This window comes from Sandaracinus amylolyticus (assembly GCF_021631985.1).
GTDB lineage: Bacteria > Myxococcota_A > Polyangia > Polyangiales > Sandaracinaceae > Sandaracinus > Sandaracinus amylolyticus_A.
In genome coordinates this window covers 904,228-930,159 of sequence record NZ_CP070225.1, presented here as the reverse complement: position 1 = coordinate 930,159, position 25,932 = coordinate 904,228, and the positions used below count along the sequence as shown (strand labels likewise).

Annotated in this window: 21 protein-coding genes; 8 read left to right on the top strand and 13 right to left on the bottom strand. The window is 72.3% G+C overall.

Annotated elements, in window-relative coordinates:
• Positions 1 to 53 precede the first annotated feature (53 nt).
• The 3 genes from I5071_RS03805 to I5071_RS03795 all read left to right on the top strand — a co-directional run bounded on the left by I5071_RS03805 (position 54) and on the right by I5071_RS03795 (position 2,619).
• Positions 54 to 986 carry a hypothetical protein gene (locus tag I5071_RS03805; protein WP_236604008.1) on the top strand — a complete coding sequence of 311 codons (933 nt, stop codon included), beginning with the start codon at positions 54 to 56 and terminating at the stop codon, positions 984 to 986.
• Between the two features lie 147 nt (positions 987 to 1,133).
• Positions 1,134 to 2,243, top strand: a complete 1,110-nt coding sequence (locus I5071_RS03800) for a peptidylprolyl isomerase (RefSeq protein ID WP_236604007.1) — start codon at positions 1,134 to 1,136, stop codon at positions 2,241 to 2,243.
• 7 nt (positions 2,244 to 2,250) lie between these two features.
• A complete protein-coding gene (locus tag I5071_RS03795; RefSeq protein ID WP_236604006.1) occupies positions 2,251 to 2,619 on the top strand; it encodes a DMT family protein in 369 nt (122 codons plus the stop codon).
• A 70-nt stretch (positions 2,620 to 2,689) separates the two neighbouring features.
• Here the strand turns inward: I5071_RS03795 and I5071_RS03790 are convergent, their stop codons facing one another.
• Complete coding sequence (locus tag I5071_RS03790; RefSeq protein WP_236604005.1) at positions 2,690 to 3,217, bottom strand: hypothetical protein; 528 nt, start codon at positions 3,215 to 3,217, stop codon at positions 2,690 to 2,692.
• A 136-nt stretch (positions 3,218 to 3,353) separates the two neighbouring features.
• On the opposite strand from I5071_RS03790, the gene I5071_RS03785 reads away from it, so the two are divergent.
• On the top strand, positions 3,354 to 4,796 hold the full coding sequence (locus tag I5071_RS03785) for a sigma 54-interacting transcriptional regulator (RefSeq protein ID WP_236604004.1): 1,443 nt from the start codon (positions 3,354 to 3,356) through the stop codon (positions 4,794 to 4,796).
• 107 nt (positions 4,797 to 4,903) lie between these two features.
• On the opposite strand, the gene I5071_RS03780 is transcribed toward I5071_RS03785, so the two are convergent.
• The 3 genes from I5071_RS03780 to I5071_RS03770 form a co-directional block, all read right to left on the bottom strand.
• Complete coding sequence (locus tag I5071_RS03780; RefSeq protein WP_236604003.1) at positions 4,904 to 5,506, bottom strand: RNA recognition motif domain-containing protein; 603 nt, start codon at positions 5,504 to 5,506, stop codon at positions 4,904 to 4,906.
• 437 nt (positions 5,507 to 5,943) lie between these two features.
• On the bottom strand, positions 5,944 to 7,269 hold the full coding sequence (locus tag I5071_RS03775) for an ABC1 kinase family protein (RefSeq protein ID WP_236604002.1): 1,326 nt from the start codon (positions 7,267 to 7,269) through the stop codon (positions 5,944 to 5,946).
• Positions 7,269 to 7,676 carry a TerB family tellurite resistance protein gene (locus I5071_RS03770; protein WP_236604001.1) on the bottom strand — a complete coding sequence of 136 codons (408 nt, stop codon included), beginning with the start codon at positions 7,674 to 7,676 and terminating at the stop codon, positions 7,269 to 7,271. The genes I5071_RS03775 and I5071_RS03770 overlap by 1 nt, the downstream gene beginning before the upstream one ends.
• A 42-nt stretch (positions 7,677 to 7,718) precedes the next feature.
• On the opposite strand from I5071_RS03770, the gene I5071_RS03765 reads away from it, so the two are divergent.
• Positions 7,719 to 8,306: a DUF4202 domain-containing protein gene (locus I5071_RS03765; protein ID WP_236604000.1), complete on the top strand. Its 588-nt coding sequence runs from the start codon at positions 7,719 to 7,721 to the stop codon at positions 8,304 to 8,306.
• A 275-nt stretch (positions 8,307 to 8,581) separates the two neighbouring features.
• Here I5071_RS03765 and I5071_RS03760 read toward each other — a convergent pair whose 3' ends face one another.
• Entirely contained in the window at positions 8,582 to 9,769 is a 1,188-nt protein-coding gene (locus tag I5071_RS03760; RefSeq protein ID WP_236603999.1) for a class I SAM-dependent rRNA methyltransferase, read from the bottom strand.
• A 67-nt stretch (positions 9,770 to 9,836) separates the two neighbouring features.
• On the opposite strand from I5071_RS03760, the gene I5071_RS03755 reads away from it, so the two are divergent.
• The 3 genes from I5071_RS03755 to I5071_RS03745 all read left to right on the top strand — a co-directional run bounded on the left by I5071_RS03755 (position 9,837) and on the right by I5071_RS03745 (position 14,016).
• Positions 9,837 to 10,898, top strand: coding sequence for a mechanosensitive ion channel family protein (locus I5071_RS03755; protein WP_236603998.1), 1,062 nt, complete (start codon positions 9,837 to 9,839; stop codon positions 10,896 to 10,898).
• Between the two features lie 503 nt (positions 10,899 to 11,401).
• Positions 11,402 to 12,598 (top strand): FIST signal transduction protein, encoded by a 1,197-nt coding sequence (locus tag I5071_RS03750; RefSeq protein ID WP_236603997.1) that lies wholly within the window; start codon positions 11,402 to 11,404, stop codon positions 12,596 to 12,598.
• Positions 12,595 to 14,016, top strand: a complete 1,422-nt coding sequence (locus I5071_RS03745) for a sensor histidine kinase (protein ID WP_236603996.1) — start codon at positions 12,595 to 12,597, stop codon at positions 14,014 to 14,016. The genes I5071_RS03750 and I5071_RS03745 overlap by 4 nt, the downstream gene beginning before the upstream one ends.
• Here the strand turns inward: I5071_RS03745 and I5071_RS03740 are convergent, their stop codons facing one another.
• The 8 genes from I5071_RS03740 to I5071_RS03705 are packed head-to-tail and all read right to left on the bottom strand — an operon-like array spanning position 14,017 to position 25,881.
• Complete coding sequence (locus I5071_RS03740) at positions 14,017 to 15,585, bottom strand: GDSL-type esterase/lipase family protein (protein WP_236603995.1); 1,569 nt, start codon at positions 15,583 to 15,585, stop codon at positions 14,017 to 14,019.
• Entirely contained in the window at positions 15,585 to 17,006 is a 1,422-nt protein-coding gene (locus I5071_RS03735) for an MBOAT family O-acyltransferase (RefSeq protein WP_236603994.1), read from the bottom strand. Before I5071_RS03735 ends, I5071_RS03740 begins: the two co-directional genes overlap by 1 nt.
• 51 nt (positions 17,007 to 17,057) lie before the next feature.
• On the bottom strand, positions 17,058 to 18,347 hold the full coding sequence (locus I5071_RS03730) for a hypothetical protein (protein WP_236603993.1): 1,290 nt from the start codon (positions 18,345 to 18,347) through the stop codon (positions 17,058 to 17,060).
• A 51-nt stretch (positions 18,348 to 18,398) separates the two neighbouring features.
• Positions 18,399 to 19,760, bottom strand: coding sequence for a sensor histidine kinase (locus I5071_RS03725; RefSeq protein WP_236603992.1), 1,362 nt, complete (start codon positions 19,758 to 19,760; stop codon positions 18,399 to 18,401).
• Entirely contained in the window at positions 19,757 to 20,440 is a 684-nt protein-coding gene (locus I5071_RS03720) for a response regulator transcription factor (RefSeq protein ID WP_236603991.1), read from the bottom strand. The genes I5071_RS03725 and I5071_RS03720 overlap by 4 nt, the downstream gene beginning before the upstream one ends.
• Entirely contained in the window at positions 20,376 to 23,534 is a 3,159-nt protein-coding gene (locus I5071_RS03715) for an efflux RND transporter permease subunit (RefSeq protein ID WP_236603990.1), read from the bottom strand. The genes I5071_RS03720 and I5071_RS03715 overlap by 65 nt, the downstream gene beginning before the upstream one ends.
• Positions 23,531 to 24,637 (bottom strand): efflux RND transporter periplasmic adaptor subunit, encoded by a 1,107-nt coding sequence (locus I5071_RS03710; RefSeq protein WP_236603989.1) that lies wholly within the window; start codon positions 24,635 to 24,637, stop codon positions 23,531 to 23,533. The genes I5071_RS03715 and I5071_RS03710 overlap by 4 nt, the downstream gene beginning before the upstream one ends.
• A complete protein-coding gene (locus I5071_RS03705) occupies positions 24,634 to 25,881 on the bottom strand; it encodes a TolC family protein (protein WP_236603988.1) in 1,248 nt (415 codons plus the stop codon). Before I5071_RS03705 ends, I5071_RS03710 begins: the two co-directional genes overlap by 4 nt.
• Positions 25,882 to 25,932 lie beyond the last annotated feature (51 nt).

The following is a 25,932-nucleotide window of genomic DNA, read 5'->3' as shown; positions in this document are numbered from 1 at the left end:
CGTTCGCGCCGCCTCTTCCACGGGATCCGCGTCCCCGCTTAGGATGCCCGTCCATGACTCGCATCGCCTCGCTTTCGCTCCTGACCGCGCTCGTCCTCTCGCTCGCAGCTCCACGCGCGTCCGCGCAGACCACCGGCACGACGACCGCGGCCGAGGGCGCGACGGCGACCGACGACACGGGCACGCCGTCCGAGACCCAGATGTCCGACGAGCAGGCGCTGCTCGAGGAGCAGACCACGGTCGAGCGCGGCGACGACGGCATCGATCCCCACGAAGTCGAGAACCGCGACTACTTCTTCGTCGGCGCGCTCGCGCGTGCGCTCGTCATCCCGAGCTACCCGTTCGAGGTCGGCGGCGTCGCGTTCCCCAACGGCTTCGACGTCCCGGTGAACGGCGCGTTCGGCGCGTACTTCAACTACCGCCGCAACGGCTTCAACATCCAGCTCGAGGTCTTCTACCAGGGGATGGGCTGGAACGGGTTCCTCCGCGGCGAGAACGAGCCCGTCGGCGAGACCGAGTACATCGAGAGCAACCTCGGCGTCATCTACGGCTGGTTCGGCTTCTCGTGGTCGATCCCGATCGCCGACTGGTTCGCGATCGAGATCGGCCTCGGCCTCGGCGTCGGCGGCGTGATCGGTGACCTCTACCGCACCGAGGCGATCGACGCGGTCGGCAGCGGCAGCAACTGGATGCCCTGCCCCGGCCCCGACGCGTCGACCGGCGATCGCTGCGAGACCCCGGTCGAGATGCCCGGCTCGAACGGCCGTCTCGACGACACGCGCCAGCGCGGCGGCACCTACCAGCACATCACGGGCGCGAACCCGTTCTACTTCGGCGAGGGCGGCGTCCCGCCGATCTTCGCGACGATCGACCTCCCGCGCGTCTCGTTCCGCTTCAAGCCGATCCGCCAGATCCAGATCCGCGTCGACACCGCGTTCAACGGCTACGGCTTCTCGTTCGGCGGCTCGGTCGGCTACGGGTTCTGAAGAGAGTGTCCAAAATCGGCTCGCTGGCGCAGAGCCCTCCCGTCCGCGTGCGCCGCACGCTCCCGTGCGGGCCCTCCACCAGCGAGCACTCCAGCTGTCCTGAGCACGCTTGACCCTCGTTTTCGTGCATGGAATGAAGGCCCGCCGATGCGCCGGATCGCCACGCTCCTGATCGCCGCCGTGCTCGCGGGCGCCGCCCTCGCCTATGCGGGCACCGACCTCTCCAAGGCGACGGCCCAGCAGGTCGACCCCACGCAGCCCACGCCGCCGGCACCGACGCCGCCCGCGACGCGCACCCCCGAGGACGAGGCGCGTCGCGCGCAGGTCATCGCCCGTGTCGGCGACGTGCGCATCACCGTCGGCGAGATCGAGGATCAGGTCGCGCGGCAGTCGCCCTTCATGCGCGCGCGTTATCGCGATCCCGCGCAGCTGCGCGACCTCGTGCAGAACATGGTGCGCTTCGAGCTGCTCGCGCGCGAGGCCGCGCGTCAGGGCTTCGGCGACGATCCCGAGGTGCGCGAGGCCACGTCGCAGGCCGCGGTGCAGCAGTTCGTGCGCGAGCGCTTCGACGAGCGCATCACGCCGGAGTCGATCTCCGCCGAGGACGTGCGCGCGTTCTACGACGCGCACCCCGAGGAGTTCAGCCGCCCCGAGCTCCGGCGCGCGAGCCACATCCTGCTCGCGACGCGCGCCGACGCGGACGGCGTCCTGCCGCAGCTCCGCGAGGCCGACGCGCGCACGTTCCGCTCGATCGCGCAGGAGCGCAGCCTCGACGCCGAGAGCCGCGCCCGCGGTGGCGACCTCCGCTACTTCGACGACCAGGGCCGCGCCCCGAACAGCACCGACCCCGAGGTCGACGCTGCGCTCGTGCGCGCCGCGTTCGGGCTCACCGAGGTCGGCGACGTGTCGCAGCCGGTCGAGGTCGGCGGTCAGTGGAGCGTCGTGAAGCTCACCGGGCGTCGTCCCGCCGAGCACCGCAGCCTCGAGGAGGCCTCGCCGTCGATCCGCCTGCGCCTCTGGCGCGAGCGCCGTCAGGCCGCGATCGACGAGCTCGTGGAGCGCCTGCGCACCCAGGCGGGCGTGACCGTCGAGTACGAGCGCATGCGCCCGATCCGCATGGATCCGCCGGAGACCCTCGCGGGCGAGGACGAGCACGCCGAGGTCGACGAGGGCGCGGAGGTCGACGAGGGCGCCGAGATGGGCGCCACCGACGAGAGCCCCGCCGAAGCGCCGCCCGAGGGCGAGCGCACGCCGTGATCGCTCCATGTCGTCGGTGTGGCTGAGGACCATCGGGCTGCTCGTCCTCTCGAACGTCTTCATGACGTTCGCGTGGTACGGGCACCTGAAGACGCTGCGTGATCGCCCGCTCTGGATCGCCATCGCGGTGAGCTGGGGCATCGCCTTCTTCGAGTACTGCCTCCAGGTCCCCGCGAACCGCGCCGGGTTCGGCACGTTCAACCTGGGTCAGCTCAAGGTGATGCAGGAGGTGATCACCATGATCGTGTTCATGGTGTTCGCCGTGCTCTACATGCGGCGCCCGTTCTCGATGGATCTCGTCTGGGCGACGCTCTGCCTCTGCGGCGCTGCGTACTTCGTGTTCCGCGGCGGCACGGGCGATGGCGCCGCGCACTGAGTGCTCGTCCCGCCCCGGACGGGAGCGCGCGAAGCGCGTACGGACCGGCGGGCGAGCGTCCTGAGCGCGATCAGCGCTCGTCGTCGTCGGAGCCGGTGCGCGGGGGGATCGAGAAGGGCTGCGTGGGCTCCTTCACCGGCGCGCCCGCTTTGCGCAGCAGCTCGCGCTCGTGCGCGGTGTAGCGGCGGCCCAGCACCGTGATGTCGTCGTCGAGATCGTCCAGCGAGCGCTCACCGCTCTGCGTCGAGCTGCGACGAACACCCTCCGCCGGCGTCCCTCCACCGGCGCGCAGCGCGTCGTTCACGCGACCGATCAACGACCAGTCGCTCTCGTCCTCGCCCTCGACCAGCGTGCGCCCCGACTCGAGGTGCGCGAGCATCGCGCTGATGCGCCGCGCGCGTCGCTGCGCTTCCTCTTCCGGCATGTACGCGCGCATCCGCGCCAGGATGCGCGGCAGCGCAGCGCGATAGTCGGCGGGCGTCGCGCTCTCGATGTGGACCTTCCCGTCCAGGAGAGCGCGCTTCACGAGGCCCGGGGCGAGCACCGCGCTCACGCCCGAGAGGGCTACGACCTTGTCGAAGAGCGCCTGGCCGTCCATGGAAGCCCCGCTTTCGCCGAGGCTGTCACGATCTTTTCGGGGCGGCAACAAGACAGGACTCGCAGTACACCGTTCGGAGGGGGATCACGTGGGGACCGTTGACCCCATATTCGGCCCGCGGTAAGTGTGCGCGCGGATGTCTGACGCCGACGCGATTCCCGCTTCCGCGACCAAGATCACCTACATCGACGGGCGTCCCGCGACGATCACGCTGCGGCGCTTCAAGCTCGTCGTCGCCCGTGAGGGTCAAGTCGAGGAGCGGCTCTTCGACAAGGACGTGATCAACATCGGCGCGATGGAGGACAACGATCTCGTCCTCGAGGACGAGACGGTCTCGCGCAATCACTGCCGCATCTTCGTCGAGGGCGATCAGTACCTGATCCAGGATCTCGACTCGACGAACGGCACGTTCGTGAACCGGGTGCGCATCCGCGAGGCGTGGCTGCGCCCCGACGTCGTCGTCACGCTGGGCAAGACCGAGATCCGCTTCCAGCCCTTCGACGAGCGCGTGCGCATCGTCCCCGCGGAGACCGATCGCTACGGCGAGATCATCGGGCGCGACCGCAAGATGCGCGAGATCTACGCGATCCTCGAGAAGATCGCGCCCACCGACGCGACCGTCGTCATCGAGGGCGAGACCGGCACCGGCAAGGACGTCGTCGCGCGCACGATCCACGGCGCGAGCAAGCGCGAGGGCGGACCCTTCATGGTGTTCGACTGCGGCGCGGTGCCGGAGAACCTGATCGAGAGCGAGCTCTTCGGGCACGAGAAGGGCTCGTTCACCGGCGCCCACCAGACCCGCCAGGGCGTGTTCGAGATGGCGAACGGCGGGACCGTGTTCCTCGACGAGCTCGGCGAGCTGCAGCTCGATCTGCAGCCGAAGCTCCTTCGCGTGCTCGAGCAGCGCGAGGTGAAGCGCATCGGCGGCACCAAGCCGATCAAGGTCGACGTGCGCATCGTCGCCGCGACGAACCGCAACCTCGAGGAGGAAGTGCGCGCCGGGCGCTTCCGCGAGGATCTCTTCTATCGGCTCACGGTCGTGCGCCTCGTGCTCCCGCCGCTGCGCGAGCGTCGCGACGACGTGAAGCTGCTCGCGCGGCACTTCCTGGATCACGGCCACTTCAACAAGGATCGCGAGGGGCATCGCCGCGTGACGCAGTTCGCGCCCGGCGTGCTCGATCGGCTCTCGCAGTACGACTGGCCCGGCAACGTGCGCGAGCTGCACAACGTGATCGAGCGCGCGGTGTCGTTCTCGGAGAGCGACACGGTCGAGCTCGCCGACGTGCCCGAGCACATCGCGTGGCCGCGCGGCGTGCCGCGCGACAACGACAGCGAGACGGACGTGTCGATCCCGCTGCCCGACTTCCGCGCGTCGGAGCTCGAGGGCACGTTCAAGGACGCGAAGGAGCGCTGGGTCGCGAGCTTCGAGCGCGACTACATCGCGGGCCTGCTCAAGAAGAACAACGGCAACATCTCGCACGCCGCGCGCGAAGCGGAGATCGACCGCAAGTACTTCCGCAAGCTGATGAAGAAGTACGGAATCACCGCGCAGGACGACGAGCTCGACGTCGACGAGTGAGCCCGAAAACGACGACAGGCCGCTGGCCGGCGTCACGTCGTGACGCCGGTGCGGCCTTCGTCTTCAGCTTTTCGTGGGGGGATCAGTCGCGCGGAGACGCGCGGATCTCACCACTCGCCGTCGTCGTCCTCACCACGACGACGCTTGCGCTCCGGACGGCCACCGCCGCCCCCGCGCCCGCCGCCGCCGCTGCCACCACGGCCACCGCCGCCGGCGCCGCCGCCCGGCGCGCCACCGCCGCCGCCGTAGCCGCCGCCACCGCCGCCGTAGCCACCGCCACCGCCGCCGTAGCCGCCGCCACCGCCGCCGTAGCCACCGCCACCGCCGCCGTAACCGCCGCCACCGCCGCCGAAGTCGCGACCGCCGCCGCCGCCGCCGTAGCCGCCACGGCCACCGCCGCCGCCACCGTAGCCGCCGCCACCGCCGCCGAAGCCGCCACCACCGCCGCCCGGACCGCGCGGCGTGCGCTCACGCGCCTCGTTCACGTTGATGGTGCGCGAGTCGAGCATCGCGCCATCCATCTCCTGGATCGCACGATCGGCTGCCGCACCGTCCGCGAACGTGACGAACCCGAAGCCACGCGAACGACCGGTCTCGCGATCGGTGATCACCTTGGCTTCCGACACGTCACCGAAACGCTCGAACGCCTGCCGCAGTCCCTCGTCCGTCGTACCCCAGCTCAGACCACCCACGAAAAGCTTCTTCGACATCGATCCACTCTCTCTCCCTACGGCCTTCTCCTCATGGGCGAGCCGCCTTCGCGGCCCTCCCGTGCGGGCTCGACGCCCGCAGCCTCTTCGCACGCAGCGCGTTCGCTACGTGTCACCTCGCTCGATACCTCTGCTGGTCCACACGTCTGCGGTCGACGAAGCCGGGCTCGCCACGTTCATGCAGGACGGGCTCGACGGACATGGATGGGACCTGCGGCGGGAAGCGCTCGCGGCGGTGAGTCCGCGAGCCAGCAAACGCTGCGTCGTGTGCACGGAACGAGACACCGGCGGCTCGCCCGCGACGATCGCGGGAACGAGCCAAAGGGGCCAGGATCTCGGAGCACGGACGGGCACGAACGAAACTCGACGCGAGCGAGGATAGCACTGCGGTCCGCCGGCTCAAAGCCCCCCCAGCGAACGAATTCGTGCGCGACGAGTCAATTCGCCTGGGCGCGCGGCTCGCGACGCTCCACCTCGCGGCGGGGCGCCCTGCCCGGCGGCGCGGCGAGCTGCGCCTGGAGCAGGTAGGGGACGGCGAGGTTCACGAGATCGATCTGCGGATCGAGCTGCTTGCCCAGGCCTTCGGCGACCAGCAGCGAGACGTTCACCACCGTGAACACCGGCTCGATCTGGACCTGGTGGCGGCGCAGCACGTTCATCATGCCGCTCACGACCGCGCCGACCTCGATGTCGCCGAGGCGCACGTCCCACAGCTTCGAGAGGTACTCGAGCACGTCGCGCTCGTAGTCGTCGTAGTCGCTCTTCCCCACGCTCGGCGCGTGCACGTAGAAGAGCCGCGCTGCCGCTGCGCCGTCCTTCTGGGCGAGCGCGAGGAAGGTCTCGCACCACGGGCGCATCAGGTCGGGCGGGATCTCCGCGACCATGCCGAGGTCGAGGAACGTCATCGTGCCGTCGTCGGCGAGCAGGATGTTCCCGGGGTGCAGGTCGGCGTGCACGAAGCCGTCGGCGAACACCATCTGCAGGATCGCGCGACCACCGCGCTCCGCGAGCTCCACGCGATCGCCGCCGACGCGCTCGGGCTGGGTCGCCTTCACGCCGTCGACGAACTGCATCGTGAGCACGCGCGACGTCGAGAGCGCGTCGTGGATCGCGGGAAGGCGGACCTTCTTCTCGCGCTTGAAGTTCTTCGCGAGGCGGCGGTTGTTCGCGGCCTCGAGCGTGAAGTCGAGCTGGTTCGAGAGCGCCTCGCCGAAGCGCTCGACCGAGCCGGGGATCGAGAGCAGGCGCAGCTGCGGGATGCGATCGAGCGCGTTGGCGATCACCCGCATGAGGAAGAGGTCGCGCTCGATCTGTTCGCGCGCCTCGGGGCGCTGGATCTTGATCGCGACCTTCTCGCCGGTGTCGAGCACGCCGATGTGCACCTGCGCGACCGAGGCCGCGGCGAGCGGGGTCTCGTCGATGTGCGTGAAGCGCGCGAGGCGCTCCGGGCCGAGCTCCGTCTCGAGCATCGCGCGCATCGCGGGCCACGGCGCGGGCGCGACGTCGTCCTGCAGGCGCGCGAGCGCGGCGAGCCATCCGGGCGGGAGCAGATCGGGGCGCGAGCCGAGGATCTGGCCGAACTTCACGTAGGTCGCGCCGAGTGACTCGAGCGCATTCGCGAAGATCTCGCCCTGCCAGCGCTCGCGCGTCGCGGGGTCGGGCGCTCCGTCGGCGACGAGCAGGCGGCCGAGGTAGCGGAACGGCGCGGCGACGAAGACCCACGCGATGCGCAGGAAGCGCGCGAAGAGGCGAAGGCGATCCATCAGCTCTCTTCCACGAGGCGGCGGCCTTCGGACAGGAGCTGCCACTCCCGTCGCACCCAGGACTCGAGCTTCTCGACGCGCGCGAGATCGACGCCGAGGCGGGTCGCGAGCTCGTGGATCGCGTGTTCCTCGACGTGGGTGTAGACGTCGTCGACGTGCGCGAGGCGGAGCAGCTCGAGCACCGCGATGCGCGCGGCGACGGGTCGCGCGAGGCGGGCGCAGAGCTCGCCCTCGTGCGCTTCGTCGACCATCGCGAGCAGCTCGCCGACCTCGATGCCCACTGGGAGCGCGAGGCGCTGGACGAAGCGGACCTCGGAGTCGGAGAGCTTGCCGTCGGCGAGCGCGACCGACGTGAGCAGGAAGAGCAGCGCACGGCGCTCGTCGGCGGTCAGGCGGTCGTCCAACATCGCGCGGAGTAGTAACAGAACTGGCGAGCGCGGGAGGACGGCGTGGCGAACGACGAGCGAGTGGAGCGGACGCTGGCGGCGATCGACGCGGTGAACGCGGCCGATCCCAGCCGGAGCGAGGACGGGACGCCCGAGGCGCTGGTCTACGGAAGGCGCATGAGCGCGGCGCTCGCGGCGCTGCGACCCGACGCGAGCGACGCATTGCGGATCGCGGTGCGAGCGCAGCACGTCGAGCGCTGGAAGGTGCCGCGCGCGACGTATCCCGAGGGGCGCGTCGGGTACCTGAAGTGGCGGCGCGAGCTCGGGAAGATGCACGCGGAGCGCGCGAGCGCGCTCATGCGCGCCGAGGGGTGGGACGAGGACACGATCGCGCGCGTCGCGTCGATCGTGCAGAAGCAGAAGCTCGCGAGCGATGCCGACGCGCAGGCGCTCGAGGACTGCGCGTGCCTGGTGTTCCTCGCGCACGGGTTCGACGCGTTCGCGGCGCAGCACGAGGACGCGAAGGTGATCGACATCCTCCGCAAGACGTGGGCGAAGATGAGCGACCAGGGGCACGCCGCCGCGCTCGCGGCGGCACCGTCGCTCTCGGAGCGCGCGCAGTCGCTGATCGGACGGGCGCTGGGAGGCTGACCGGCGGCCGCGATCGCCGCCGGCGCGCACGGAATTGCTCCGCGGCCGGTCGCGATGCCATCGCCGCGCGCAGGGTTGCTCCGCGACCGGTCGCGATGCCAATCGCCGCGCGCAGGGTTGCTCCGCGACCGGTCGCGACGCCATCGCCGCGCGCAGGGTTGCTCCGCGACCGGTCGCGACGCCATCGCCGCGCACAGGGTTGCTCCGCGACCGGTCGCGACGCCATCCGCGCGCCCGGAGCTGGATGTCGGCCGCCGACACCGCGATCCGCGCGCTCAGTCGAGGCGGCGAGCGAGAACCACTTTCAGATAGTCGCCCTCGGGGAACGCGGCGAGGCGCGGATGATCCGCGGGCGCGCCCCAGCGCTCGAGGACCTGCACCGGGCCGATCTTCTCGGCGGCCTCGCGCAGGGTGCGATCGAACGTCGCGCGATCGACGTGGCTCGAGCACGACGCCGCGAGGTAGAGGCCGTTGGGCTCGAGCGCGCGGAGGCACGCGCGGTGGAGCGCGCGGTAGCTCTTGATCGCCGCGGGGAGCGACGCCTCGTTGGGCGCGAAGCTCGGCGGGTCCGCGATGATCAGATCCCAGCGCTGGCCTCGGGCGCGCGCTTCTTCGAGGAGCTCGGGCACGTCGCGCGCGTGGGTGCGGTGCGGGGCCGTGAGCCCGTTGAGCGCCCACGACTGCTGCGCGAGCTCGAGCGCGGCGGGCGCGACGTCGACGGTGTCGACCTCGATCGCACCGCCGAGGCCCGCGCCGATCGAGAAGCCGCCGGTGTAGCCGTAGAGGTTGAGCACGCGCAGGCCGCGCGCGAGCTGGCGCACGCGGAAGCGCGACTCGCGGTGATCGAGGAAGAGCCCGGTCTTCTGGCCGTGCGCGAGATCGCCGCGCAGCACCATGCCGTGCTCGCGCACGTCGACGTAGGGCGGAGGCGCCTCGCCGTCGGCGAGCTCGATCTTCTTCTGCTCGCGACGGCCGGTGCGCACGAGGATGCCGCGCAGCGCGGGGCGCGCGGCGCGCACGCCGGCCACCAGCGCGTCGCGCCAGCGCTCGGACGCCGCGCCGTCGAGCTGCACGACGGCCCAGTGCGCGTAGACGTCGACCACCACGCCGGGCACTCCGTCGCCCTCGCCGTGCACGAGGCGGTACGCGTCGGTGTCGGGCGGCACGACGCGATCGCGCAGCGACGCGGCGCGCGCGATGCGCTCCGCGAAGAACGTCGCGTCGATGGTGATCGGGCGCGTCGAGAGCACGCGCACGCCGATCGGACCCTGCTCCGCGAGGCCGGTCGCGACCGGGCCGCGATCGTCGACGATGCGCACCACGGTGCCCGGCTCGAGATCGAACGCGTCGAGCGCGTCGCGCCAGATCCACGGGTGGCCTGCCTCGAGCGCGGCGCGCAGCGGACGGCGCAGGCGCAGCGTGGGCAACGAAGAACGGCGGTCGTCGCGAGGGGGGCGAGGCACGGCGCGGATGTAGCGCGCGCGCTCGACGTTGGCGATCGCGCCCGGACGTCGCTACGTCAGGGCCATCATGGAGGAGCTCCTCGAGGTCCGGTTCTTCGGGAACCCACTGCTGCGCTGGGGGATCGCGCTGCTCGTCGCGACGGCGGTGATCGCGGCGCTCGTCATCGCGAAGCGGCTCGCGGTGTCGCGGCTCTCGAAGCTGAGCGATCGCACCGCGACGCGGCTCGACGACGTCGTGGTGCAGGTCATCCAGCGCACGAGCACGATGACGATCGTCGTCGCGGGCGTCGCGGCCGGGGTGCGCTCGCTCGATCTGCCGCGCGACGGGAATCTCTGGCTCGGGCGCGTGATGATCGTCGTGCTCGCGATCCAGGCAGGCAGCTGGATCACGAACGCGGTGCGGCTGCTGCTCGATGCGCGCGTGAGGCCCGACGTGCAGCCGGGGCAGCGCACGATGGGCGCGGCGCTGGGGTTCGCGACGAACCTCGTGGTGTGGGCCGTGCTCGTGCTGGTCGTGCTCTCGAACTTCGGCGTCGAGGTGAGCACGCTGGTCGCGGGCCTGGGGATCGGAGGCATCGCAGCGGCGCTCGCGGTGCAGAACGTGCTCGGCGACCTGTTCGGCGCGTTCTCGATCTACGTCGACCGTCCGTTCGACCTCGGCGACTTCGTGACCGTCGACACGTTCAGCGGGACCGTCGAGCGGATCGGCTGGCGCTCGACGCAGCTGCGCTCGCTCAGCGGCGAGATGATCGTGCTCGCGAACAGCGACCTCTCTCGCGCGCGCATCCGGAACTACAAGCGCATGACCGAGCGGCGCGCGGTCGTGACGTTCGGCGTGCAGTACGACACGACGAACGCGAAGCTCGCGGCGATCCCGGGGATCGTGCGCGAGACGATCGAGGGCATCGACGGGCTGCGCTTCGATCGCTCGCACTTCGTGAAGCTCGGTGAGTCGTCGCTCGACTTCGAGACCGTCTTCTACGTGCTCTCGCCGGAGTTCAACGCGTTCGCGGATCGCCAGCAGCTGCTGCTGCTCTCGCTGCATCGACGCTTCGAGCAGGAAGGGATCTCGTTCGCGTTCCCGACGCGCACCGTGGTCGTGCAGCGCGAGGCCGCCATCGAGCGCTGAAAAACATCGGCTCGCTGGCGGAGGCCGCTCCCGTCCGCGTGCTCCGTCATCGAGCACTTCATCGAGCACTCCAGCTAGGCAGACAGAGCCCAACGTCGGCTCGCGGGCGGAGGCCGCTCCCGTCCGCGTGCTTCGCACGCTCCCGTGCGCGCCCTCCGCCAGCGAGCACTCCAGCTAAGCCCGTGCGCGCCCTCCGTCAGCGAGCACTCCCGGCTGGAGCAGACAGAGCTCAACGTCGGCTCGCGGGCGGAGGCCGCTCCCGTCCGCGTGCTTCGCACGCTCCCGTGCGCGCCCTCCGTCAGCGAGCACTCCAGCTAAGCCCGTGCGCGCCCTCCGTCAGCGAGCACTCCCGGCTGGAGCAGACAGAGCTCAACGTCGGCTCGCGGGCGGAGGCCGCTCCCGTCCGCGTGCTTCGCACGCTCCCGTGCGCGCCCTCCGTCAGCGAGCACTCCCGGCTGGAGCAGACAGAGTGCGTCGCTCGGGCGTAGGCTAGCGTCCGGGGGATGACGACGAGGAGCTTCGCGGGCGTCGGCCGGAGCATCAATCGCGATGGTGCGACCGCTGGGCGAGAAGCGGCGCGCGAGGCGATGGGCGCGCTCGAGGGTCGTGCGCCGTCGATCGTGCTGGTGTTCGCGACGGCGGGACACGATCAGGAAGCGCTCGTGCGCGGGGTGCGCGAGGCGACGAAGGGCGCGCCGCTCGTGGGGTGCTCGGCCGAGGGCATCGTCACGCGGCACGGCTCGGAGGAGGTCACGCACGCGGCGACGGTCGCGGTGATCGCGTCCGACGAGATGTGGTTCGAGACGTTCTCGGTGCCGGGGTTCGTCGATGATCCGGCGGGCGCGGCGCGCGCGCTCTCGTCGATGATCGCGACGCGCGGGCGCGACGACGGTGCGCTGCTCGCGCTCTTCCCCGACGGGATCGGCGGCGACTGCCGCGAGCTGCTCGAGACGCTCGAGGCGACGCTGCCCGCGCCGCTGCGCATCGTGGGCGGCACCGCGGGCGACCTGCTCCGCTTCGAGCGCACGTGGCAGTACGAGGGGGATCGCGTGCTGCACGGCGGGCTCTCGGCGCTGCTGATCGGCGGCGCGGTCGAGCCCGAGGTGCTGGTGACGCACGGGTGCGATCTCGTCGGGAGCCAGCGCGTGGTCACCCAGGCGCAGGGCGGATGGATGGAGCGCATCGACGATCGCCCGGCGTGGTCGTTCTTCCAGGAGTACCTCGCGGACGGGACCGACACGCTCGAGGCGATGCACGTCGCGCATCTGCTCGTCGCCGAGAAGGTCGGCGGCGACGAGGTCGGCATCGACGACTTCACGGTGCGCGTCCCGGTGCGCCTCGATGCGACGCGCGGGGCGCTCTACTTCCAAGCGGGCCTGCGCGCGGGGACGCGCGTGCAGCTCGCGGTCCGCAACCCCGAGAAGGTGTGCGCGCGCGCGGTCGCGGCGGCGCGCGAGATCGCGGCGCGACGCGGTGCGAAGCCGCTCTTGGTGCTCGACCTCGAGTGCGCGGGGCGCGGCGCGCTGCTCTTCGGGCACGAGACCACGCCGCGCCTGATCGCGCCGGTGCAGCGCGAGTTCGACGACCGGGTGCCGTGGGTCGGCGCGCACACCTACGGCGAGATCGCGCCGGTCGCGGGCCGCACGTGGTTCCACAACTACACCGCCGTGCTCTGCGCGCTGTACCCGCGAACGAGATGAGCGAGGACGGGCACGACGACGGCGACTCCCGAGTCCGCGAGCTCCTGCGGCTGAACGCGGCCCTCGACGACCAGGTGCGCCACCTCGTGCGCACCGAGCAGAAGCTCTTCCTCTCGCAGCGCGAGCTCGGACGGCAGATCGCGCGGCTCGACGCGCTGAACCAGTTCGCGATCGACGTCGCGGGACACGCGAGCCCGGAGCGCATCCTCGAGCGCGCGGCGGACGTGCTGTTCTCACTGTTCCCCTTCGATCAGGCGCTCGCGTTCGTGGTGCGCGACGGGCTCGCGCTGGTGCCCTCGGTGGTGCGCGCGGTGCCGGGGCGAGAGCCGCCCGAGTCGCGGGCGCGCGACGCGTGCGCCACGGTGCTCGGCGCGCTGCCCGAGGATCGCGAGCCGCGCTTCGGCACCGCGGACGAGCTGCGGCGCGCCAGCTCGATCTCGCCGCTGCTGGACTGCGTCGACGCGGCGTTCGCGCGGGACGATCCCTCGACCGACGCGACGGTGCGCGCGTGGACCCTGGTGCTGCCGCTCTCGCGGCGGGGCACGCCGGGATCGGAGCTCGAGGGCGTGCTCGTGTTCCGCACCCGCGGTGGGCCGCTGAGCTTCCACGAGGAGCTGCCGAACGCGAAGGACGTCGCGTTCCTCGGGCTCTTCGCGCGCCAGATCGCGGCGGCGGTCACGAGCTCGCGGCTGCTGCGCGATCTGCAGCTCAGCTACGAGCGGCTCGCGGACGCACAGCGCGAGCGCGTGGAGCGCGAGCGGCTCGCGGCGCTGGGCGAGCTGGCGGCCGTGGTCGCGCACGAGGTGCGGAACCCGCTCGGCGCGATCTCGAACGCGGTCTCGGTGCTCGCGCGGCTGGTGCCCGCGGAGGGCGATGCGCGCGGGATGATCGCGATCGTGCGCGAGGAGGCGGGACGGCTGAACCAGATCGTCAGCGACCTGATCGACTTCGCGCGACCGCACACGCCGGCGCCGAAGCGCGAGTCGATCGCGACGATCGCGGAGACGGCGATCGAGAGCGTGCGGGTGCGATTCCCCGAGTCGCACGTGACGCTCACGACCGAGGGCGACGCGAGCGCGGCGTGGGTGGACGGGCGCATGATCCGTCAGGCGCTGATCAACCTGATCGTGAACGCGGTGCTCGCCTCGCCCGACGGCGAGCCGATCGCGGTGCGGGTCGCGGGGGGCGACTCGGATGGCGTGCGCATCGAGGTCGAGGATCACGGGCCCGGGGTGCCGGCAGCGCTCGCGCAGCGCGTGTTCGAGCCCTTCTTCACGACGCGCCCGAGCGGCACCGGGCTGGGCCTCTCGGTCGTTCGTCGCGCCGCGGAGGCCCACGGCGGCAGCGTGTCGCTGCACGACGCGCCGAACGGCGGCGCGGTGTTCGTGATCCACCTCCCGGCGAACGCGGGTGAGTGATCAGCGACGCTCGAGGTAGTCCGAGAACCCCTTCAAGAGCGCCTTGTAGAGCATGTTCCCGATCACTCGATAGCCCGCCGGCGTCGCGTGTCGGAAGTCGCCGAACGCGAGGCGCGGGCGTGATCGGAACCAGCGCTCCATCCCGCCCTCGCCGCCCATCGCGCTCCAGGTGTCGAAGAACGCGCAGCCCTCGGCCTGCGCGGCGCGACGCATCGCGCGCACGATCATCGGCACCGTCTCGAGCGTGCGGATGCGGCCGCGCTCGTCGCGCTCCGCTTGGTCGAGCGGCGCGAAGAGCAGGCACGACGCCTCGGGGCGCGCCTGGCGCACGAGGCGCGCGACCTGGCGGAAGTCCTCCTCGAACTGCGCCTCGTCGCGATCGTCGTCGGCGTCGTTGCCGCCGTAGCCGATCACCACGAGGTTCGTGCCGCGCTGCTCGAGCTGGCGCGCGAGGTGAGCGCGATCGAACCCGAGGAAACGACGCGCGCGCGCGCCGACCATGCCGAGCGAGTCGTAGACCACGCCGGGCCCGTCACGCTCGAGCACCACGCCGTAGAGGTGGCTCTCGCCGTGGCCCACGGTGCGGATCGTGATCTCGTGCGGTCCGTCGGGCACCACCACGCGATGCACGTCGTCGGTCACCGGCTCACCGCGCGTGTCGACGAGCTGGGGCTCGCCTCCGTCCACGCGGATCTCGAAGCGGCCGCCGCGCGGATGGCGCTCGTAGAGCACCTCGAAGCGCGATGCGTGGGTGCCGACCGGGTTGCCCTCTTCGGCGGTCGCGAACTCCGCGGTCGCGCCGCTGATCGAGCGCGCCTGGTAGCCGCCGTAGCCGTAGTGCCCGTCGGAGAGCGGCAGGTGCGTGATGTCCATCAGGCGCCACGCGTCGCTCGACTCGTGACGCACGCCGCGATGGCGATAGGGCATCGAGCCGCGCGCAGCGAGCACGAAGCCGTGGCCCGCGTCGCCGAACCGGTGCTGCATGCGCTCGCGCACCGTCTGCGTGATGCCGTCGAGCGCGATCGACGAGTCGCCGTAGTGCGCGACGCGCGTGATCGCGCCGGGCTCGCGCGCCGCGGTGCGATAGAGCGCGTCGTAGAACGCGCGCATCGCGGTGCCGTTCGGATCTTCGATCTCGCGCGCGAGGCCCTCGAGCTCGCTGGGATCGATGCGCACGCCGCTCGCGCGCTGGGCGGGATCGGTCGGTTCGATCTCCGGGGCCGGCGCTTCTTCCTCTTCCTCGAGGTTCGCGAGCACCGAGTCGTCGAGCGCGCCTTGCTGCGGGCCGCCCGCGCCCCCACCGCCGGTCGCGATCGCGGTGCTGCTCACCTCGCTCGCCTCGCGCCCGTAGAGCCGCGCGATCGGGATCTCCTCGCCGGGCTCCCAGGGACGCAGCGCGTGCATCGCGTCGAGGGGCACGAGGTACGTCACGAGCGCGATCACCACGAACACCGCGGCGACGATCGCGAGGTGCACCACGCCGCGGCGCGCTTCCTCGGGCGTCGCGTCGCACGGGTCGTCGAGACCGTAGGGCTTCTCCTCCCAGGGCGCGCGCTTCGTGGTGGCCATCAGAACTGGAAGTAGATGTACGGGACGACCTGGGTGGATGAAAGCTCCAGGAGCGCACCCGCGAGCACCGCCAACAGCACACCTTGCGCCACCGCGGGGAGCGCCACGAAGCGCTCGCGCATGGTCGCGTACCACGCGCGCGGCGTGTAGTGCATCGCGAAACCGACGAGCATCACGAGCCACACGCCGGGCGCGACCTGCGCGAGCGAGCTCGTGCCCGAGCCGAGGCGCGACACGATCTCGCCCGCGTTGTCGAGGCTCTCCGCGCGGAAGAGGATCCGCGAGAACACGACGAACTGCATCGTGCCCGCGATCTTCAGCGCGGTGAGCCAGAGCGGATCGGGCGTGCCCGCGGGCTTGCCGGTCACGCGCGTCGTGAGGCGATGCAGCACCACCGCGGTCGCCTGCAGCGCGCCGTAGATCACGAACGTCCACGCGGCGCCGTGCCACAGGCCGATCAGGAAGATCGTGAGCCAGAGGTTGAGGTACGTGCGGCGCTCGCCGAGCTTCGATCCGCCGAGCGGGAAGTACAGGTAGTCGCGCAGCCACGTCGAGAGCGTCATGTGCCATCGACGCCAGAACTCGGCGGGGCTCTTGGCCTGGTACGGGCGATCGAAGTTCTCGGGCAGCTCGATGCCGAAGAGCTTCGCGGAGCCGCGGGCGACGTCGGTGTAGCCCGAGAAGTCCGCGTAGATCTGCAGCGTGAAGCCGTAGAGGCCGATCACGACCTCGGCCGCGGTGAACGCGTCGGGGTTGTCGAAGACGCGATCGACGAGGTTCACCGAGACGTAGTCGGCGAACACGACCTTCTTCACGAGGCCGGTCGCGATCAGGAAGAGACCGTTCGAGACGCGCGCGACGTCGACGCGCGGCGCGCGATCGAGCTGCGGCAGGAGGTCCGCGGGGCGCGCGATCGGGCCGGCGACGAGCTTGGGGAAGAACGTGATGAAGAAGAGCAGCTCGAGCGGGCTCTTCGCGGGCGCGGTCTTCCGGCGATAGACGTCGATGCAGTAGCTGAGCGACTCGAACGTGTAGAACGAGATGCCGACCGGCAGGATCGCGTTCAGCAGCACCGGGTCCGGGTAGAGCCCGATCGGTGCGAGCGCGTCGGAGATCGCGCGCGATCCGAAGTCGAAGTACTTGAAGGTGCCGAGCAGCCCGAGGTTCAGCACCACGCTGACCGAGAGCCAGCGCTTGCGCGTCGTGTCGTCCTCGTGCGCGTGGATCTGCTTGGCGACGAGCCAGTCGATCAGCGTCGAGCCGAGGATCAGCCCGAGATACCAGGGCTGCCACGCCGCGTAGAACACGCACGACGCGACGATCACGAAGAGGAGGCGCACCCATCCGGCGCGCGCGAGCAGCCACCAGCCGGCGAGCGCGAGCGCGAGGAAGAGCAGGTAATCGAGGCTGTTGAACAGCATCGCGTCGGCGCCCCGGACGAGCCCGGGGCCGCGAGACGTACGTCGATCCGGTCAGAAGCTCCAGCCGACCATGAGCCAGATCTGGATCGACTCGTCGGTGCCCGACTCCGCCACTGCGGGCATCCCGCTGAACCCGAGGAAATAGCTCTGGTACGCGAAGCGCGCGGCCCAGCTGAAGCCGATGTCGAGCTGGCCCGCGAGGCCGAGGAACAGATCGATCCCGCCGTTCGAGGTGCCGTCGGGCCCGAGGTACTGGATCGGGCCCGAGTCGACGACGATGCGACCGCCGAAGCCGAGCTCCGCGACCAGCACGCTGTCGGGGACCAGGCGGATGCGGCCCTGCACCGCGGGGCGGATGTACGTGTAGAGCGTCGACGCGAAGTCGGGCGCGCCGGGCGTGGGCAGCCACTCGCTCAGCTCGAAGCCGTCGATGCCGAAGCCCGCGGACAGGACGAGCTCGACCATCTCGGCGAGCACGAGGCCGTAGCCCGCGTCGACCTCGAAGTCGTAGGTCATCATGTCGCGCACCTGACCGTCGCGACGCACGTAGCTGAGGCCCGCCGAGAACCCGCCGGAGACCGCGAAGTAGAGGCCGCGCTCGGCGCCCGGCGCGAGCGCGAGCGGGCGCAGCTCCACCGCGAGCTGGATGTCCGGGAAGAAGTCGGCGTCGAAGCGGTGCTGCTCGGCGTTGGGCGAGATCGCCGCGGTGCGGTTGCGGATCCGGAGCCCCGCGAGCGCGCGCACGATCGGCTGGTTCCAGCGCCCGGAGACGTCGACGTCGTCGCGCATCATGTGGTGATCGGGCGCGACCTCGCGCGCGTCGGGCTCGGGCTCGGCGGGCGCGACCTCGATCGGCTCGGGCGGCGGGCGATGCAGCACCGCGATGCCCTCCGCCGCGGCTTCGCTCGCGGCCGAGGCGATGTCCTGGGTGCCGCCGCGTCCGCTCGGCGCGCTGGTGGTGCGACGCGTGAGCTCGTTGCCGCGGATGTCCATCACCCACACGGTCGTGGTCGCGCGACGTCCCGTCCCCTCGACGAAGCCGCCGACGACGAGCTCGACGTGCAGGCTCTCGACGACCGTCGCCATGCCCTCGGGCGTGCTCACGTCGACGCCGAGGCGCGACGCGGTGTCGACGAGCGCTTGCTCGGGCACGAGCTCGTAGCCCTGCTCGAGCCCTTGCATCGCGGCGCGACGCGCTTGCTCGGCGCGCCACCCCTCGAAGCGCAGCACGACCGCGCGGGGCCTCGTCTGCGCGAGCGCTGGGATCGCGGCGAGCGCGATCAACGATGCGCAGAGCGCGCTCACGAGGCGGGCGACGAGGATGCGGCGTGCCTGGGTCATACGCAGCGCGCGACGATAGCGAAAAAACCGCGCTCCGCGAACCCGTGTGGGCTATCCCGTCCGGCCGCGCGCTCCGAGCTCCAGCACCAGCTCGGCGCCCGGTCCGTCGTCGTCGGGCGCACGCGCGAACGCGCGTCCGCCGTGGCGCGTCGCGACCTCGCGCACGATCGCGAGGCCGAGGCCGGTGCCGCTGCGCGAGCGATCGAGGCGATGGAAGGGCTGGAACACCGCGTCGCGCTGGGCGTCGGGGATGCCCGGGCCGTGGTCGCGCACGCGGAGCTGCGCGCCCTCGCCGTCGCGCTCGACGTGCACCTCGATGGCGCTCCCCTCCGGCGCGAAGGCGAGCGCGTTCGCGACGAGGTTGTCGATCGCGCGGCGCAGCGCGCGCGGTGCCGCGACGGTGGGCACGAAGGCGTCACCGCGCAGCGCGAGCTCGACGCCGCGATCCGACGCGACGGATCGCGCCGCGAGGATCGCGTCCTCGGCGAGCGCCACGAGATCGAGCGGCTCGCGCTCCTCCTCGGCGCGCCCTCCGCTCGCGAGCTCGAGCAGATCGGCGGCGGTCGCGGCGAGCCGGTCGACCTCCTCGCGCGTGCGCTCGAGCGCGTCGCGCAGATCCTCGGCGGCGCGCTCGCGCCGGAGCGTGACGTCGATCGCGGTGCGCATCGTCGCGAGCGGCGTGCGCAGCTCGTGCGCGGCGTCGGCGACGAGGCGCTCGCGCGCTTCCTTGGCCTCTCGGAGGCGATCGGTCGCGTCGGCGATCGAGTCGCGCAATTCGCCGACAAGATCGCGCCCACCGTCGGGCGGCGGCGCGGAGGCGAGATCACCCTCGCGCAGCCGGCGCATGTGTTGCGCGAGGAGGCGCAACCGTCGCGTGAGGCCCGCGGCGTGCGCAATCTGTGCGCCGAGCAGCAGCAGCGTGACGAGCACCACGACGATGGCGGCGGTGCGGTCGTACGCGGTGACCGCGGCGTCGTGCGGGCCGAGATCGTGGCCGAGCCAGAGCACCCAGCGACGTCCGTCGGGCGAGCGCACGCGCACCCGGAGCTCGCGCAGGCCGTCCGCGGTGCGGAGGCGCGGCTCGGTGCTCGCCTCGGAGAGCGAGACGTGATCGGGCGCGCGCCCGTCGTCGGGCCAGATCACGACGCGCGTGCCGGTGTCGTCGTAGAGCGCGGCCTCGCTCGCGTCGGCGGCGCTGCGCGCGAGCTGCGAGCGGCGCAGGTGCAGGTGGGGCTCGCCGTGCGGTCCGTCGAAGAGGCTCACCGCCTCGATCGCGGCCTGGGTGCGCATCGCGTCGTCGACCGCGCTCGTCAGCTCGCGCGCGAACATCGCGCGGCCGATCGCGAGCGCGCCCAGCAGCGCGAGCGCGGGGAGGATCGCGCCGACGAGGAGCAGCCGGGCGCCGAGGCTCACGCGTCGCTCTCCTCGCGCGGCACCAGACGAAGCCCGACGCCGCGCACCGAGCGGATCTCGAGCGGCGCCGAGACGCGCACGAGCTTCTGCCGCAGGTAGCCGACGTAGACGTCGAGCACGTTGGGATCGCCCTCGAAGCCCGAGCCCCACACGCTGCGCAGCAGATGCGCGCGGGTGATCACCTCGCCCGCGTGCGAGAAGAGCTCGGCCGCGAGCGCGTGCTCGCGCGCGGTGAGCGCGACCTCCGCGCTGCCGAAGCGGATCGCGCGGCGACGTCCGTCGAGCACCACCTCGCCGACGCGCCGCAGATCGATCGCGCCCTCGGCGCGGCGATGCAGCGCCTCGATGCGCGCGAGCAGCTCGTCGAAGTCGAAGGGCTTCGGCAGGTAGTCGTCGGCCCCGGCGCGCAGGCCGGTCACGCGCTCGGGCACCGTGCCGCGCGCGGTCAGGACCAGCACCGGCGTGCGCAGCCCGGCGCGGCGCCACTCGCGCAGCAGCTCGACGCCATCTCCGTCGGGCAGCATCCAGTCGAGCAGCACGACGTCGTACTCGATCGTGCGCGCCTGCTCGCGCGCATCGTGCACGCGCGAGCAGCGATCGACCTGGTGGCCCTCCTCACGCAGGCCCCGCACCAGGTGCGTCGCGAGCTTCTCCTCGTCCTCCACCAAGAGCAGCTTCATCGGGCCTCCGGCGGATCCGCGCGATCCACGGGTGGATCGAGGGGATCAGCACGAGCGTGAGCCAGGTCGAGGTGACGAGCCCGCCGACCACGACCGTCGCGAGCGGGCGCTGGACCTCGGCGCCGACACCGCGCGCGAGCATCATCGGCACGAAGCCGAGCGACGCGACGAGCGCGGTCGTGAGCACGGGGCGGAGGCGCGCGCGCGCCGCGCGGCGTGCGGCCTCGTCGGGCGCGAAGCCCTCCGCCTCCTCGTGCATGATCCGCGACATCAGCACGACGCCGTTGAGCACGGCGATGCCCGAGAGCGCGATGAACCCGACCGCCGCCGACACCGAGATCGGCAGGCCGCGCAGCGCGAGCGCGATCATCCCGCCGACCGCGGCGAACGGCACGTTCATGAAGATCACGAGCACCGGGCGCACGCGCCCGAACACGCGATAGAGCAGCGCGAGGATCGCGACCAGCACGATCGGGATCACGATCGCGAGTCGCTCGCGCGCACGCTCGAGCCCTTCGTACTGTCCGCCCCACTCCGCGCGATAGCCGCGCGGCACGTCGACCGCGGCGTCGATGCGCGCCTCGGCCTCCTGCACCACGGTGCCGAGATCGCGGCCGCGCACGTTGAAGCCGATCACGATCCGTCGCGCGCCGTTCTCGTGCGAGATCAGCGCGGGCGCCTCTCGAGGGTCGACGTGCGCGACGCGCGAGAGCGGGATGAGCGCGCCACCTTCGGTGGGCAGGCCGACGTCGGCGATCGTGAACGCGCTCGTCGAAGATCCGAGGCGCACGCGGATCGGGATGCGCAGCGGGCCTTCCCAGGTGTCGGCGGCGTGCACACCGGCGCGCAGCGCGCCGACCGCCTCGAGCACGTCCTGCGCGTCGAAGCCCGCGGCGGAGGCCTCGAGCGGGCGCGGCCGCACCTCGACCAGCGAGACGCTCGGAGGCGCGGTGACGCGCACGTCGACCGCGCCCGGCACCTCGCGCAGCGCCGCAGCGGAGCGCTCCGCGAGGTCGTGCAGCACGTCGAGATCCTCGCCGTAGTAGACGAGCGCGACGTCGGTCACCGCACCGCCGACGAGCTCGTTGAAGCGCATCTGGATCGGCTGGGTGAACGAGAGATCCGAGCCCGGGGCGCGCGCGTCGATCGCCTCGCGCAGATCTGCGATCACGTCGTCGAGGGTGCGCCCCGCGGCCCACTCGCCGCGCGGTCGCAGCGAGACGAACACGTCGGCCTGCTCGATGCCCATCACGTCGGTCGCGACCGCGGGGCTCCCGATGCGCGAGGCGACGTGCAGCACCTCGGGCGCAGCCTCGAGGATCACCTGCTCGAGCCGCATGCCCTCGGCGATCGCGGTCTCGATCGAGACGTCGGGCGCGCGCGTCGTCTGCACGACGAGGTCGCCCTCGTCGAGCTGGGGCACGAACGCGCTGCCCGCGGTCCAGAACACGCGCGCGCCGATCAGCGCGAGGCCGATCGCGATCGCGACGACGAGCACCGGGCGGCGCATCGCGACGTCGAGCACCGGCGCATAGGCGCGCGCGCTCGCGCGCACCAGGAGGGGCTCGCGCGCGGGCACGTGCTCGGGGCGCAGCCATCGCGCGGCCGCGGCGGGCACGAACGTGAGCGCGAGGACGAGCGAGGTCGCGAGGGCCATGACGACCGTGATCGCCATCGGCCGGTACATCTTCCCCTCGATCCCCTCGAGCGCGAGGATCGGCAGGTACACGAGCAGGATGACGAGCACCGAGTAGAAGACCGGGCGCGCGACGCTGCGCGAGGTCTCCGCGACCTGCGCATCCGCGGGGCGATCGTCGCGTGCGTGTCCCTCGAATCGCTCGTGGAAGTGATGAAAGACGCTCTCGACGACGACGACTGCGCCGTCGACGAGCAGACCGAAGTCGAGCGCGCCGAGGCTCATCAGGTTCCCGGGCACGCCGAAGAACGCCATGCCCATCACCGCGCCGAGCATCGAGAGCGGGATGACCAGCGCGACGAGCAATCCCGCGCGCAGGCTGCCCAGCATCGCGAAGAGCACCGCGATCACGAGCAGGCCACCCTCGATCAGGCTCTTGCCGACGGTGCTCAGGGTCGCGCTCACGAGATCGCTGCGGTCGTAGACCTCGGTGACCACGACGTCGGCGGGGAGCGCGGCGCGCACCTCGGGCATGCGCTCGTGCACGCCGCGCAGCACCTCGAGCGCGTTCTCCGCGAGGAGCATCTGCACCATCACGTAGACGGTCTCGCCGCGCCCGCCCTCGGTCGCCGCACCGATGCGCGGCTCCTGTCCCGAGAGCACGTCCGCGACGTCGCCGATGCGCACGACGCGCGTCGGATCCTGGGGATCGACGCGCACCACCGCCGCCGCGATCTCGCTCGGTGTCGTGGGCAATGCGACGCCGCGCAGCAGCACGTGCGCCGGGCCCGCGGGCACCGTCGCGCCGGTCACGCTGCCGGTCGATCGCGCTGCCGCCTCGCGCAGCGCGGAGAGCGTCACGCCCCAGCGCGCCATGCGCACCGGATCGCCGATCACGTCGAGCGTGCGACGCCCGCCGCCCCACGTGTTGACCTCGACCACGCCCGGCGCGGTCCGGAGGATCGGCGAGACCCGGCGCTGCACCAGCTCGAGCAGCTCGGCGGGCGTGCGCTCCGGCGAGCTCAGCGTGAACTGGTAGATCTCGCCGAGCCCGCCGCTCACCGGACCGAGCTCGGGCTGCGACGCGCTCGGCGGGAGCTGCTCCTGCGCGATCGCGACGCGCTCGCCGACGAGCTGTCGCGCGCGGTAGATGTCGGTCGAGTCCTCGAAGATCGACGTGATCGCCGAGAGCCCGTAGCGCGACACGCTGCGCGTCTCGACCAGGCCCGGCATGCCGCCGAGCGAGATCTCGATCGGACGTGTGACCAGCCGCTCGACCTCCTCGGGCGTGAGGCCCGGCGCGGTCGTGAGCACGATGACCTGCTGCCCGGTCACGTCGGGCAGCGCGTCGAAGCGCATCGCCTGGATCGAGAGCAGGCCGATCACCGCGAAGATCGCGGTCGCGATCAGCACGGCGCGACGACGCGCGACCGCGCGCTCGACGAGCGCCTCGATCAATGGTCGTCTCCTGCCGGCGCGCGCAGCAGCGCGGCGGGATCGTCGGCGACCTGGGCCCCCGTCGCGAGCGCGCCCGGCTCGATCGGCTCGACGATCGCGATCCCCGCGTCGGTCGCGAGCACGCGCACGCGCACCCGCACGGGCTCCGCCGCGCCGCGCACCATGACGAACGCGCCCTCGTCGTCGTGCCCGATCGCGCCCGCAGGCACCTGCAGCACACCCTCGCGCGCCACGTGCACCTCGAGCGTGCCGCGCAGTCCGTCGGCGAGCGTCGTCGTCTCGCGCGGCGAGATCCAGTAGAGGCGGGTCCCGTCGGCGGGATCGATCGCGCTCGCGTCGGGCTCGTCGCGCAGCGGCACCGGCGCGCCGATCGCGGGCACGAAGGTCGACGTCGTTCCCTCGGGCATCACGCGAGAGAGGCGCGCCTCGATGCGCACCGGCGCGCTCCCGATCACCTCGACGAGCGGCTCGCCCGCGGGATCGCGCACCTCGCCGATGCGCGCGTCGACGCGGCTCACCACACCGTCGATCGGCGAGACGATCGGCACCGATCCGCGCGAGAGCACGCCCGCGGCCCGCCCCGCGCTCACGCCCGCGGCGCGCAGGATCGCGAGCGCACGCGCTCGCTCCGCGCTCAGATCCGCGAGGCTCGCCGCCTGCTCGAACACCCTGCCCTGCTCGACGAGCCCTTCCTCGCGCAGCGCCTCGAGCTCGCCCTGACGCGCCTCGCGCAGCGCGAGACGACGCCCGCCCGCGACCCAGATCGCCGCGGCATCGAGCACCTCGGGCATGCTCGCCTCGAGCAGCACGTCGCCCTCGCGCACCGAGTCGCCCGGCGCGACACGCACCTCGAGCACACGCGCCGAGAACGGCGCCGCGACGCGCGCCATCGCGCCCGGCCCCGCGACCACGCGCGCCGGCGCCTCGAGCAGCGCGCGATCGCCCGCGGCGCGCACCTCGGCCCATCGCGCGACGCTCGGCGTCCCACCGTTCTCCGCGATCGGCTCGGGCTCGGGCTCGAGCGCGGGCTCGGGCTCGCTGCGCTCACCGCACGCGATCGTCGTCGCGAGCACCACCACCACCATCAGCCGACGAACGATCAACGTTCCTCCACGCGCTCGGCGCGCGCGCGCGTCGCGAGCATCAGCCAGGCGCGCACCTCGGCCCATCGCCGCGCGCCCTCCATCTGCACGAGCCGACTGCGCGCCGCGAGGCTGCGCCGCCGCGCGTCGAGCAGCAGCATCGTCGTCGTCTCACCGGCGCGCATCTGCGCCTCGCGCGACGACACCAGCGCCTCGAGCGCGGGCACGACCACGTCGCGCAGCGTCTGCTCCGCGCGCCGCGTGTGATCGACCTCGTGCGCGATCTCGACCGCACGACGTCGCGCCTCGAGCTCCTCGGTCTCGAGTGCCGCGTCGGCGCGCTCGGCCTCTTCGAGCGCCAGCGAGCGCTCGCGTGCGCCGAGATCGACGAGCGGGATCCCGAACGAGAGCTGCCCGAAGATCATCAGACCGTCGGGCGACTCGCGATAGACCTGCAGCCCGGTCTGCATCGTCGGGCCGACCGCGGCCGCGCGCTCCGCCTCACGGGCGCGCGCCGCGATCGCCGCGAGCCGCGCGCGCTCGACGCGGGGCAGCCCCTCGAAGTCCGAGAGCCGCGCCTCGAGCTCGTCGTGGCCGGGCAGCTCGGGGCTCGGCGCATCGCCGGTCGTGTGCATCGTCTCCTCGGCCGGCGCCGCCATCGCGTTCGCGAGCGCGAGCGCACCCGCGAGCCGTGCGCCCTCGGCGGCGAGCGCCGCGAGCTGGGTCTCGCCGTGGAACGCGCTCACCTCCGATGCATCGGGCACCGTGATCACGCCCACGTCCGCGGCGCGTCGCGCCCGCTCTTCGAGCTCTCGCGCGATGTCGCGCTCCTCGATCGCGAGCGCGAGCTGGCGCTCCAGCACCGAGAGCTCGATCCACGCGCGCGCCGCACCGATGCGGCGCTCCAGCGCGAGGGCACGACGCTCGGCCGCGATCACCGCACGCTCGTCCTCGGCGGCGCGGCGGCGCGCCCCACCCAGCCCGGCGAGGCTCCAGCCCTGGACCACGCCGACCGATCCCTCGAACCCGCGATCCTGCTCGCGGAGCACGCGGATGCCCGGCACGAGGTGCAGCTCCGTCGCGCTGGTGATGTCCGAGATCTCGCGATCGCGGCGGGCACGCGACTCGAGCGCGCGCTCCGCGCCCCGCACGTCGGGCGCGTCCTCGCCGAGCGCGAGCGCCTCGTCGAACGAGATCGACTGCGCGTGCGCCGCAGTTGGGCACGCGAGCAGGATCACGACGAGCGCGAGGAGCGAGCGCGGCATCGCCCCAGATATGCGCACCGCGCGACGCGCACGTCTGAGAGCTTCCTGAGA